The organism is Halogeometricum rufum (assembly GCF_900112175.1).
GTDB classification, from domain to species: domain Archaea; phylum Halobacteriota; class Halobacteria; order Halobacteriales; family Haloferacaceae; genus Halogeometricum; species Halogeometricum rufum.
Map to the genome: position 1 here is coordinate 1,181,222 of NZ_FOYT01000001.1, position 12,231 is coordinate 1,193,452.

Consider the following 12,231-nt stretch of genomic DNA (forward strand, 5'->3'; position numbering starts at 1 on the left):
GTCGAGTCGAGTATGTACGAGGCGGTCCACGCGCACCCCGACGGCGACAGCACGGCGGCCCGATTCGCGACGACGGCCGCCCGCTACGGGTACGACGGCGTGGTCGTCCGCGGCGACGACGCGAGCCCCGACTACGAGACGCTTCGCGAGGAGGCGCCGTGCGACGTGGTCGACGCCGTCGAAATCGTCGCCGAGGGACCGGAGCAGGCCAGCGGCGCGGTCGGCAACTACCGCCCGGACCGGACGCTGGTGCTGGTCCGCGGCGGGACGGACCGCCTGAACCGCTTCGCGGTCGAACAGGACCGCGTGGACGTGTTGACTCGGCCGTTCGCCGGCGACGGCGACGTGAACCACGTCCTCGCGAAGGCCGCCGAGCGGAACGGCGTCGCCGTCGAGTTCGACCTCGGGCCGGTCCTCCGTTCGACCGGCGGCCACCGCGTCCAGCATCTCGACTCGCTGCGCAAACTCAAGCGCATCCTCGACCACTACGACGCGCCGTACGTCGTCAGCGCCAACGCCGCCTCCCACTTGACGCTCCGCGCCCCGCGCGAACTCGCGGCCGTCGGCGACGAAATCGGCCTCGGGGCCGAGTGGGTCCGCGACGGACTCGCCGCGTGGGGTGACGTCGCCGCCCGCAACCGGGAGCGCTTGTCCGAGTCGTTCATAGCCCCGGGTGTCGAACGTGGCAGATATGAAGAAGACGATTGAGGAACACGCCGCCCGCTTCTCCGACGCGGCCGCCGACTACGACGAGTCGCAGGACTCGGAAGCGTACCGCGCCTGCGCGAACCTCGTCATCGACCACGCCGAACCGACCGACGAGGACGTCGTCCTCGACCTGGGGACGGGGACGGGCGCGATAGCCCTCGCCCTCGCGCCGACGGCGAAGCGCGTCGTCGGCCGCGACGTCAGCGAGGGGATGCTCGAACGGGCCCGCGAGAAGGCCGAGCGCGAAGGTATCGACGACGTCGAGTTCGGCGAGGGTCGCTTCCGCGACCCGAACTACGACGGCGAGGTGGACACCGGGTCGTCGCAGACGCCCCGAGCCGACGCTCACGGCGCTCGCGTCGACGTCGCAGTCTCGAACTTCGCCATGCACCACCTCTCCGACGAGGAGAAACGCGAGGCCATCTCGGTCGTCGCCGACCTGGACCCCCGCCGGTTCGTCCTCGGCGACCTGATGTTCTTCGGGGAGCCCGACCCCGAGGAGCCGTTCTACAGCCCCGATGTCGACGACCCGGCGACGGTGGGGACGCTCGCTGACGCCCTCACCGACGAGGGGTTCGTCCTCACCGCCGTCGAACGCGTCCACGACCAGGTGGGCGTGCTGGTGGCCGAACGGTTCGGCGACGTTGTCGAGCGAAGCTCGACAGCCCACCAGATGAAATCTGGTGACGCGAGCGACCGACTCCCGGTCGACGAGTAGATGAAACACCTGCCGAAACACCTCCAGCCCCGGTGGCGCTACCTCGCCGTCGAACTGGAGTCGTGGCCCGACGCGTCGTTCGACCGGGGGGACTTCCAGCGCGAACTGTGGTACGCCGCGCAGAACCTGTTCGGCGACAGCGGAAGCGCCGCGGCCGACCTGACGGTGCTGTCGTTCTCCTTCGCCGACGGGGAGGGCGAGACGGTGGTGCGCGCCTACCGCGGCGCGGAGGACCGGGCCCGGGCGGCGCTCACCTGCCTCTCGACGGTCAACGGGTCGCCCGTCGGCGTCCGCGTCGCCGGCGTCTCCGGTACGGTGCGTGCCTGTGAAGAAAGGTATTTAGGACGCCGGGCCGGAACTTCCGAAGAGAGAGACGTCGTGTTCGAGGACGAGTCGCGGCCCGCCGTCATCCGTGATTCACGGGTCGACGTTCGCGGGGCCGACGGGTTCGTCGGCGCGGCGCAACTCGATTTCGAGTGATAACTTATGCAGGGACAAGCCCAACAGCAGGCATACGACCGCGGGATTACCATCTTCTCGCCCGATGGTCGTCTCTACCAGGTAGAGTACGCGCGTGAAGCAGTCAAACGAGGGACGGCGAGCATCGGGGTCCGGACGCCCGAGGGCGTCGTCCTCGCCGCCGACAAGCGCTCCCGGTCGCCACTCATGGAACCGACGAGCGTCGAGAAGATTCACAAGGCGGACGACCACGTCGGCATCGCCTCGGCCGGCCACGTCGCCGACGCGCGCCAACTGATCGACTTCGCCCGCCGGCAGGCGCAGGTCAACCGACTGCGCTACGGCGAACCCATCGGCATCGAGACGCTGACGAAGGAAGTCACCGACCACATCCAGCAGTACACGCAGGTCGGCGGCGCACGCCCGTTCGGCGTCGCCCTCCTCATCGGCGGCATCGAGAACGGCACGCCGCGCTTGTACGAGACGGACCCCTCGGGGACGCCGTACGAGTGGAAGGCCGTCTCCATCGGTGCCGAACGAGGTGACCTCCAGGAGTACCTCGAAGAGAACTACCGCGACGACCTGACTCTCGACGAGGGCATCGGGCTCGCACTCCGCGCCATCGCCTCCACGAACGAGGGCCAACTCGAATCGGGCGGCGTCGACGTGGCCACCGTCACCACCGAGACGGAGGCGTTCGTCGAACTCACCAACGACGAGATAGACGAGTACATCGTCGAGAACGACCTCGAACCGACGGACGAGGACGAGACGGACGAACCGGCCGAGTAGTCCCGCACTCGCTTCCCGCGGACTCTCCTCGACGCTTCGACGCGCAGTTTTCACGGAGTCGCGTCGCCCTCGACTCCGGACGGTCCCGACGCCGTCACCGACGCTCACGAGCGATGCGTCTCGCGGGTCGAAACGACGGCGGTAGGGGCCGCGGACGACGGTGGAGGCCGCGACGGCGGCGGTTCAGTACTCCTCGTACGCGAGGTTCATCAGCCACTGCGAGAAGGCGTTGCTGTTGGCGTTTATCTCCTCCTCGCCGATGAACGGCGACAGCATGTCGCCGGCCATCAGCATCGAGAAGTCGAGGTCGCGCGCGGTCGGTTCGAGGTAGTAGGTGTTGTGTCCGTTGTACACCGTCTCTTCGCGGTTGATGAGGTCGAGCGAGAACAGACGCTCTGCGATACGGCTTCCCTTCCGGGAGGTGATGTCGAGTTCCTTCCAGAAGTCGCTCTGGTGGATGCCGCCGGTCTCTCGGATGAGTTCGAGTCCTGCACGTTCGTCGTCCGAGAGGTCGGCTTCGGCCTCGCCTGCGCTCATATCCCGTGAGTCGTCCGCGTGCCGTTTAAACCTGACTTTCGACGGGTTCGTACGCCGTCTCGCAGGGCGGCCCCGGGGCGAAGGCGTAGTCGGCGTCGCCGTCGGCCCGCAGGGTGACGAGCGACGACGACCGGGTGCCGTACCGGCCCTCGGGGTCGTGGACGCAGACGCCGTAGTCGTGGTCGCGCAGCACCGACGCCGCACGCTCGCGCCACGCGTCGGCGGACTCCCGGTCGGACCGTTCGCGGGGTTCGAGCGCCTCGCGCACGCGTCGGGCGTTGTCCGCCTGTTCCCGCCCCGCCTCGGGCCGGCGCGCGGGTTCGAAGTAGTCGCCGTCGGCCCCCACGTTCACCACGACGTGGACGCCCGGCGTCAGTCGCGTCGTCGACAGCGTCCCGTCCCACTCGAACAGGAAGGCGTCGGCGGCGTCGGCGACGACGAGGTTGAACCCGTCGTACGTGTCCGCCGCGACGGCGGCTTCCACCGTCTCGCGCGCGGCCGCGGCGCTCTCTGCCCGCAGGGCGTCGCGGACGAGTCGGCCGCGCGAGCGTTCGCCGCCGCCCGCCACCTCGACCCAGCGGTTGGTGACGCCGACGAAGACGCCGCGCTCGTTGTATCCGACCCACGTCCCCCCCGCCTCCGCGTCGCGCGGGGCGACGAACGCCGGGTCGCCCTCGACGACGCTCGGCGGTTCAGACGGCCGGTCGGTCAGTTCGTCGCGGTTGGCCGCGACGACGACGGGCGCTTCCTCGAACACCTGCCACGCGATGGTCAGCGTACACACGGGTCGGAGTAGGCGCGGCGGCGAGAAAACGGTTGGGCGCTCGGGCGACGGGCGGGCTACTCCTCGAACCGCACCGCGTCCCGCGTCGCCAGCGCCACGTTCACGGCGGCGACGTTCTCCGGCACGTCGTGGACGCGGACGACGTCCGCACCCCGGTCGGCCGCGAGGGCCGTCGCCGCGAGCGTCGCCGGGAGGTTGTCGCCCGCCTCGCTGCCGACGTGTTCGAACATCGACTTGTGCGAGTGGCCGAACAGGACGGGACAGCCGAGGGCGTCGAACTCGCCGAGTCGGTCCAGAAGCTCGAACTCCTCGGGCTTGGACTTGCCGAACCCGATTCCGGGGTCCACGATGACGTTCTCCCGGGGGACGCCAGCCTGTTCCGCGAGCAGGATTCGCTCGCGGAGTTCGTCTATCACGTCGTCCACCACGTCGTCGTACGTCACGTCCTTGCCGGGGACGACGGGCGCGTCGATGCTGTGCATCACGATGACCGGCACGTCGCGTTCGGCGGCGAGAAAGCGCATCTCGGGGTCTTCGAGCCCGGTCACGTCGTTCAGGATGTCCGCGCCCGCGTCGAGTGCCGCCTCGGCGACGGCCGCCTTGCGCGTGTCCACCGACAGTAACGCGTCCACGTCGGCGAGCGCCTCGATGACGGGGACGGTGCGGCGAATCTCCTCCTCGACGGGCACTTCCTCGGCGCCCGGGCGGGTGGATTCGCCGCCGACGTCGACGATGTCGGCGCCGGCGTCTATCATCGCCTCGGCCTGTTCGAGGGCGGCGTCGGCGTCGAAGAACTCGCCGCCGTCGTGGAAGCTGTCCGGCGTGACGTTGAGGATGCCCATCACCGCCGTCCGGTCGTCCCACGGGTAGTCGTTCGACCGGTCCGCCGTCGCGTCGGCGTCGGTGTCGGCGGTGCCCACGTCAGCGTCGCCGTCGGCGTCGCAGTCGAGGCCGACGCACGCTCGCACGTCCGCGGCGACGGCCGCGAGGCCGTCGGATTCGGCGGCGAGTCGCGTCGTCAGGCGGTCGAACGCCGCGAGCGTCCCCGACAGCACCACGTCCGCGAGTTCGCCGTTGCCCGCGTCGCCGGCGGTGGCGCAGTCGCCGCCGGCGGTCAGCATCGCCTCCGTGACGGTCCGGGCGTCGCGTCGCTGCAGCGACAGGCGGACGACGCGGTGGACGCTCTCCTCGCGCGCCTCGGCGGCGTCCCTGTCGGCGACGTGCGCCCGTTCGAGCAGGTCGGTCGCGTCGGTTCGGTCGCGCACGTCCACCGGCGTCACCGTCCGCGTCCACGTCTGACGCGCCTCGGCGACGAGGAACAGCGAGCCGAGTGCGAGGACGCAGTCGCCCTCGTCGGCGCGTTCGCTCGCCGTCGCGACGGCCGAGGCCACGTCGTCGCCGACGGTCACGTCGTCCGCGCCGGCGTTCTCGAACACGCGCGCCAGCGTCTCGGGGTCCTCCGAGCGCGGGTTGTCCGGGCGGCAGGCGACCACCGAGTCGGGGTCCGGGAGGGCGTCGACCATCGCGCGGTGGTCCTTGTCGTGCATCGCGCCGAAGACGAGGTGCAACGCTCCGAAGTCGAAGTCGTCGAGGACCGTCGCGAGAGACTCGCAGGCGCTGGGGTTGTGCGCGCCGTCGAGGACGACGAACGGGTCCGTCTCCATCACCTCGAACCGGCCGGGCCAGTGGGCGGTCCGCAGGCCGCGTTCGAGCGTCGTCGCGTCCAGCGCCACCCCGAGTTCGTCGGCGACCTGTCGCGCGAGGACGCACGCGATACCGGCGTTCACGGCCTGATAGTCGCCCACAAGCGGGATTCGCCCCTCGACGCGCCAGTCGTCGGCGACGACCGAGACGGCCGACTCCTGGTGGGTGACGCGTTCGCCCGCGCGGACGGTCACGTCGGCGTCGTCGGTTCCGACGGTGACGACGCTCCCGGCGTGGTCGCGGATGGTCGCGAGGGCGTCGCCCGTCGCGCCCGTCACGAGCGGTTGGTTCGCGGGCGCGACGGCGGCCTTCTTCTCGGCTATCTCCGCGACGGTGTCGCCGAGGACGGCCGTGTGTTCGAGCGAGACGTTCGTCACCGCGGCGGCGACGGGGTCGACGACGCTCGTCGCGTCCAGTTTCCCCCCCATACCGACTTCGAGGACGGCCACGTCGGTCTCGGCCTCGGCGAAGTACCAGATGGCCATCGCCGTCACCACCTCGAAGAACGTGAGCGGGTCACCCTCGGCGGCGCGTTCGACCAGCCACGGCTTCGCCCGTTCGACGAACTCGCGGACGGCCGACTCGGGTATCTTTCGCCCGTCCACGCGGGCGCGTTCGCGGACCGTCTCGAAGTGCGGCGACGTGTAGAGTCCGACCGTCAGCCCCGCTTCCCGGAGGACCGCCTCGGTCATCCGCGCCGTACTGCCCTTCCCGTTCGACCCCGCCACCTGCACGAACGTCACGTCCTCGTGGGGGTCGTCGAACTCGGCGAGGAGCGACCGAACGGACTCGGTGCCCGGCTTGACCTGGAACCGGCGGAGGTCGAGGAGGAACCGCACGGCCTCGTGATACTGCATACCAGATGGTCAGGAGGACTGCGCTTAGGAGTGTCGGACCGTGGAGCGACGACGGGGGGTACGCCGGGACTGAAGTTGATTACCCCGGGCGTCGAATCGGGGGACGATGTACGATTCGATTCTGGTTCCGACCGACGGTAGCGAGGGGACGGAGAAGGCGCTCGAACACGCGATGGAGGTCGCGTCGCTCTCGGGGGCGACGATTCACGTCCTCTCGGTGGTGGACCGCCGCCTCTACCTCGCGGCGGGCGAAGACCAGAAGGACGAGTTGCAGGAGTCGCTGCACGAGGACGCCGTGACGGCCGTGGACGGCGTCGCCGAGACGGTCCGCGACGCCGACGTCGACTGCACGACGGCCGTCCGCGACGGCGTCCCCTACCGCTGCATCCTCGACTACGCCGAGGAACACGACGTGGACGTGGTCGTGATGGGGACGCACGGCCGCACCGGTCGCGACAAACTCGCCAGTCTCGGCAGCGTCACCGAACGGGTGGTGCAGAACACGAGTCGCCCCGTCCTCGTCGTGAGCATCGGGCGGGACTGAGGGCGAGAACGGGACCGGTTGGCCGGTTCGAGAAGGGACTCAGCGCGCCGGGAGGACGTTGAGGTTGCTGTCGAGCAGGTTCTCCGGGTCGTAGACGGCCTTCAGTTCGGCGAGGCGGTCGTAGTTGTCGCCGTAGGCCATCCGTCCGCGCGCCTCGCCCTCGACGAACCCGGGGAAGCCGGGGTAGAACGCCGACAGCGTCGCGTCGGCGTCGCGCAGGTCCGACCAGGCGCTCTCGGCCCACGCGAGGTGTGCCTCGTCGTCGGCCGGGTCGCGCCACCCGGCCTCGACGGAGACGAGGAACGCCGCGTCGCGGTGCGCGTACGCCGTGGCGTCGGCCGCCACGTCGCGCACGGCGCCGCCGAGGTGCCAGAGCGTGAGCGACGACTCCGGCCCGGGCCGGGCGGTGCCGTGGGCCGCCAGTCGCGCCAGCAGGTCGTCGGACGCCGCCGTCGCGTACAGCGAGTGCCACGAGTAGCGGTTTCCGGTCGGGAACAGTTCGTTCGCCACCTCGTGGAGCGCGAGGAATGGCATCCGGTCGCTGACGTCCATCGCGGGGTCGCCCATCTCGCGGAGGGGGCGGAGCGCCGCCTCGCCCGCCTCGGGGTCGCCCGCGTAGACGGCGTAGTACATCACGATGGGGGCGCCGTGGAACTCGGGAGGGACGAACGGGAGCGGCGGCACCGAGGTGACGACGGCCATCGACGTGACCTCGTCGGGCGCGTCGGCGGCGTACGCGCGGTAGTCGCGGAGCAGGCGTTCGACGGACGCCGCGTCGGGGGCGGGGTAGGCCACCTGCGCGACGGCCACCTCCGGACCGACGGGGACGCAGTCGAACTCGAAACTCGTGACGACGCCGAAGTTGGCGCCGGCGCCGCGGAGCCCCCAGAACAGGTCGGCGTTCTCGTCGGTGCTGGCGGTCAGTACCTCGCCGTCGACGGTGACCACCTCGGCCGACCGGAGCGAATCGACGCCGAGGCCGTGAGCGCGGCGGAGCCACCCGATGGCCCCGCCGAGCGTCGACCCGGCGACGCCGTTGTGCGCGGCGCTTCCGCAGACCACGGCGAGGCCGTGTTCCTGCGTGACGGCGAGCACGTCGCTCACGCGGCATCCGGCGCCGACGCGGACCGTCCGGCGTTCGGCGTCGAGTTCGACGGCGGTCAGCGACGACAGGTCGACCACCAGACCGCCGTCGACGAGTGCGCTCCCCGTGACGTGGTGGCCGCCGCCGCGGACGGCGAGTCGCAGGTCGTGGTCGCGGGCGAAGCGTACGGCGGCCGCGGCGTCCGCCGTCGAGGCGACGCGGACGACGAACGCCGGGTAGCGGTCGACGCGACCGTTCCAGAGCGTTCGGACGTCGTCGTAGGACGCGTCCGTCGGCGTCACCACGTCGCCGGTGACGGCGGCGCGGAGTTCGGCGACGAGCGACGGGTCGGGGGTGGGTGTGACGGTGCTCACGGGTGGTCGGACTGGTGATTCCCAGTACGTGCCGGGAGGACGCTCGCTCGGGAGATAAAGGTAGATTGACACTCCGTGACCGACGGCGGGACGCCGCCCGCGTCGGACGCCCCCGTCAGTCGTACCCGAACCGCCGTATCACCGCTCTGCGGTGTCGTCCGCGTCGACCACCGCTCGGCCGCGCCCGAACCGCCGCGTCTTCGCTTCGCTCAGATGCGACCGTCCGTCACTAATCGTGACGGAAACACCGCGTCTTCGCTTCGCTCCGACGCGAGCGTCCGTCACTAATCGTGACGGAAGCGCCGAAAGACTCACTCGCGCTCGTCTTTCGAGCTTCAGACACGCTTTCGCTTCGCTCAATCGTGACGGAAGCACCGCCGTCCGGTGAACGCCATCGCGATGCCGCGTTCGTCGGCGGCGGCGACGACGTCCTCGTCGTTCACCGACCCGCCGGGCTGAATCACGGCTTCGATACCGGCCTCGGCGGCCACCTCGATGCCGTCCGGGAACGGGAAGAACGCGTCGGAGGCCATCACGGCGCCCGCCGGTCCCTTCCCCTCCGCGTGCTCTTCGGCCTTCATCGCGGCGAGTTTGACGGCGTCCACGCGGGACACCTGTCCCATGCCGACGCCCACCGTCTCGGTGCCCGCGGCGAACAGGATGCCGTTGGACTTCACGTGCTTCAGCACCTTCCACGCGAACAGCATCGTCTCCAGTTGCTCGTCGGTGGGTTCGGTCTCCGTGACGATTTCGAGGTCGTCCACGGTCGGCGCCCACAGGTCGCGTTCCTGCACGAGGCGGCCGCCGACGAGGGGTTTCTCGGTCAAGCGGTCGGTTCGCTCGCCGAGTTCGCCCACGTCGAGGACGCGGAGGTTCTGTTTCCCGGTGAGGACGTCGAGGGCGGCGTCGGTGTAGCCCGGCGCGACGACGACTTCCTTGAACGAGTCGACTATCTGTTCGGCCGTCTCGGCGTCGCACTCGCGGTTGAGCGCGACGATGCCGCCGAACGCGCTCATCGGGTCCGTCGAGAGCGCTCGCTCGTAGGCCTCCGCGAGGGAGTCGGCGGTGGCACAGCCCGCGGGGTTGGTGTGCTTGATGACCGCCGCGGCGGGTTCGTCGAACTCCTTGACGAGGTTCAGGGCGCCGTCGGCGTCGTTGTAGTTGTTGTACGACAGCGCCTTCGCTCCCTCGTTCAGTTGGGGCGCGCGGACGACGGACGCCTCCTCGCAGGCGTCGTCGGCGTAGACGGCGGCGTCCTGGTGCGGGTTCTCGCCGTACCGCAGTTCGGTCACTCGGTCGTCGGAGACGAGGCGGCGTTCGGGGAAGTCCCCGCCGTCGTCGCCCTCGACGGTCACCGAGTCGTCCGACACGTCGAGGCGGCCCTCGGCGAACCAGCGGACTGCACGGGGGTAGGCCGTGAACTCGGCCTCGTGGAGGACGCGGTCTTTCAGCGACGCCTCGTCGTCGCTCTCGTAGACGGGGACCGACTCCTGCGTGACGATGGGGCCGTCGTCCACCGCCTCGGTGACGACGTGGACGGTACAGCCGGTCATCCGGACGCCGGCGTCGAGCACCTGTTCGTGCGCGTCCGTGCCGGGGAACGAGGGGAGCAGCGACGGGTGGACGTTGAGCGTGGTGGGCGCCTCGTCGACGAACGTCTCCGTCAGGACGCGCATGTAGCCGTCCAGACAGACCAGGTCGAAGTCGTAACTCGACAGGCGGTCGAGGATGCGCCGTTCGTGGGACTCCCGGGACTCCTCGGCCTCGCGTTCGACGACTTCCGTCGGGATGCCCCGTTCGGCCGCCGCGTCGAGGACGGGCGCGCCCTCCTCGTTCGACAGGACGACGGCGAGTTCGGCGCCGCCGGGTGTCCGCTCGTCGATGTGCAGGAGGTTCCGCCCGCGATTGCTCGCCAGACCGGCAATCTTGGTCATGTGAGAACAGCCACGGGCCGGGAGAAAAACAGTTGCGGTATTCGCGGGGTAGATATGCACGTTCGAGGATACAAACGGCGCATTATTCCCGCGAAAACCGACGAGGTATGCACGAGAGTGGGATACGCCATCGATACGCTTTTGGAGCGCCCACGGGCATCCTCGCGCATGGACGACCTCTCCCGCTCGGACCCGCTCGCCGCCGTGTCGCCGCTGGACGGCCGATACGCCGGTCGAACCGCACCCCTCGTCCCGTACGCCAGCGAGGCCGCGTTGATGCGCGCCCGCGTCCGGGTCGAAGCCGAGTATCTCGTCGCTCTCGCGGACCTCGACGCGACGCCGCTCACCCTCTCGGACGCCGAACGCGAGACGGTTCGCGACCTGTACGAGTCGTTCGACGGCGACGACGCCCGCCTCGTCAAGCGCCTCGAAACCGAGGGCGCGGCGGGGTACTCGGCGACGAACCACGACGTGAAGGCCGTCGAGTACTTCGTCCGGACGGAGACGCCCGAACGCGTCCACCCGTGGATTCACTTCGGACTCACGAGCGAGGACGTGAACAACCTCGCACACCGCCTGCTGGTCAAGCCGGCCGTCGAGGATGTTCTCGCCCCCGCCGTCGCGGACGTCAGCGACGAACTCGCGTCGCTGGCGCGCGAGTACCGCGCGACGCCGATGCTCGCGCGCACGCACGGTCAGCCCGCGACGCCGACGACGTTCGGCAAGGAGATGGCCGTCTACGCCGCCCGCCTCGGCCGGCAACTCGGCCGGGTGAAGGAGGCCGCCGCCGGCCTGTCGGGGAAACTCGCGGGCGCGTCGGGGACGTACGCCGCGCACGTCGCCGCGTACCCCGACGTGGACTGGCGCGCGTTCTCCCGGTCGTTCGTCGGCGGACTCGGATTGGAACACACCGCGCTGACGACGCAGGTGAACCCCTGCGACGACCTCGCGGCCCTGTTCGACGCGCTCCGCGGCGTCAACAACGTCCTCCTCGATTTGGACCGCGACGTGTGGCTGTACGTCTCCCAGCGCTACCTCGGGCAGGAGGCCGCCGCGGGCGAGACGGGGTCGTCGACGATGCCGCACAAGGTCAACCCCATCGACTTCGAGAACAGCGAGGGCAACCTCTCGAAGGCGAACGCCGACCTGACGTTCCTCGCGGACTACGTGACGAACTCCCGACTCCAGCGCGACTTGTCGGACTCGACGGTCAAGCGGAACGTCGGCGCGGCGTTCGCTCACTGTCTCATCGGCTACGGGAAGACGGCGGCGGGCCTCGACAAGGTGGTTCCCAACGAGCAGGTGATGCGCGAGGAACTGGACGCCCACCCGGAACTCGTCGGCGAGGCGGTGCAGACAATCCTCCGGCGCGAGGGCGACACGGAGGCCTACGAACGGGTGAAGCAACTCACCCGCGGCCGCGACGTGACGCTCGAAGACTTCCGCGACCTGTTCGACGAACTCGACGTGAGCGAGTCGGTCCGCGACGAACTGCGGGCGCTCTCGCCCGCGACGTACGTGGGCCTGGGCGACGAACTCGTGGACGACCTGTAGACGCGGCTCCCGACTCGAAATCGGGCTACAGACGCGGCTCCGCGGCTTTTCTCTGCCTCTCCGGGGCGAAAACTGGCACGGGTAGCGGTGAGCGCCGACACGTTCGGGCTGGACAGACTGTGATTGAGCGCGTGTACGTCGTGGGCTGGCACGACGGGGCGCTCACCGTGTTCAATGCTTTA

Annotated in this window: 11 protein-coding genes; 6 read left to right on the top strand and 5 right to left on the bottom strand. The window is 69.9% G+C overall.

The window, feature by feature from the left end; translation table 11 throughout:
- Positions 1-12 precede the first annotated feature (12 nt).
- Genes BM310_RS06210 through psmA form a run of 4 tightly spaced genes read left to right on the top strand, consistent with a single transcriptional unit; the run spans position 13 to position 2,677 of the window.
- Entirely contained in the window at positions 13-708 is a 696-nt protein-coding gene (locus BM310_RS06210; RefSeq protein WP_089805638.1) for an RNase P subunit p30 family protein, read from the top strand.
- Complete coding sequence (locus BM310_RS06215; protein ID WP_089805639.1) at positions 692-1,426, top strand: class I SAM-dependent methyltransferase; 735 nt, start codon at positions 692-694, stop codon at positions 1,424-1,426. The genes BM310_RS06210 and BM310_RS06215 overlap by 17 nt, the downstream gene beginning before the upstream one ends.
- Positions 1,427-1,906: an Rpp14/Pop5 family protein gene (locus BM310_RS06220; RefSeq protein WP_089805641.1), complete on the top strand. Its 480-nt coding sequence runs from the start codon at positions 1,427-1,429 to the stop codon at positions 1,904-1,906.
- A 6-nt stretch (positions 1,907-1,912) separates the two neighbouring features.
- Positions 1,913-2,677: an archaeal proteasome endopeptidase complex subunit alpha gene (gene psmA, locus BM310_RS06225; protein WP_089805643.1), complete on the top strand. Its 765-nt coding sequence runs from the start codon at positions 1,913-1,915 to the stop codon at positions 2,675-2,677.
- 183 nt (positions 2,678-2,860) lie between these two features.
- Here the strand turns inward: psmA and BM310_RS06230 are convergent, their stop codons facing one another.
- Genes BM310_RS06230 through folP form a run of 3 tightly spaced genes read right to left on the bottom strand, consistent with a single transcriptional unit; the run spans position 2,861 to position 6,559 of the window.
- Positions 2,861-3,214, bottom strand: coding sequence for a helix-turn-helix transcriptional regulator (locus tag BM310_RS06230; protein ID WP_089805645.1), 354 nt, complete (start codon positions 3,212-3,214; stop codon positions 2,861-2,863).
- A gap of 25 nt (positions 3,215-3,239) precedes the next feature.
- Positions 3,240-3,998, bottom strand: a complete 759-nt coding sequence (locus BM310_RS06235; RefSeq protein ID WP_089805647.1) for an NRDE family protein — start codon at positions 3,996-3,998, stop codon at positions 3,240-3,242.
- A gap of 56 nt (positions 3,999-4,054) precedes the next feature.
- Positions 4,055-6,559 (bottom strand): dihydropteroate synthase, encoded by a 2,505-nt coding sequence (gene folP, locus BM310_RS06240; protein WP_089805649.1) that lies wholly within the window; start codon positions 6,557-6,559, stop codon positions 4,055-4,057.
- A gap of 106 nt (positions 6,560-6,665) precedes the next feature.
- Here folP and BM310_RS06245 point away from each other — a divergent pair, with 106 nt between their 5' ends.
- On the top strand, positions 6,666-7,103 hold the full coding sequence (locus tag BM310_RS06245; RefSeq protein ID WP_089805651.1) for a universal stress protein: 438 nt from the start codon (positions 6,666-6,668) through the stop codon (positions 7,101-7,103).
- Between the two features lie 39 nt (positions 7,104-7,142).
- On the opposite strand, the gene BM310_RS06250 is transcribed toward BM310_RS06245, so the two are convergent.
- Positions 7,143-8,561 carry an FAD-binding oxidoreductase gene (locus BM310_RS06250; RefSeq protein WP_089805653.1) on the bottom strand — a complete coding sequence of 473 codons (1,419 nt, stop codon included), beginning with the start codon at positions 8,559-8,561 and terminating at the stop codon, positions 7,143-7,145.
- Positions 8,562-8,917: 356 nt separating this feature from the next.
- The gene (gene purH / locus BM310_RS06255) at positions 8,918-10,495 is read right to left on the bottom strand and encodes a bifunctional phosphoribosylaminoimidazolecarboxamide formyltransferase/IMP cyclohydrolase (protein ID WP_089805654.1); all 1,578 of its coding nucleotides are present in this window, start codon (positions 10,493-10,495) and stop codon (positions 8,918-8,920) included.
- A 168-nt stretch (positions 10,496-10,663) separates the two neighbouring features.
- Here purH and purB point away from each other — a divergent pair, with 168 nt between their 5' ends.
- A complete protein-coding gene (gene purB, locus BM310_RS06260) occupies positions 10,664-12,049 on the top strand; it encodes an adenylosuccinate lyase (protein WP_089805656.1) in 1,386 nt (461 codons plus the stop codon).
- Positions 12,050-12,231 lie beyond the last annotated feature (182 nt).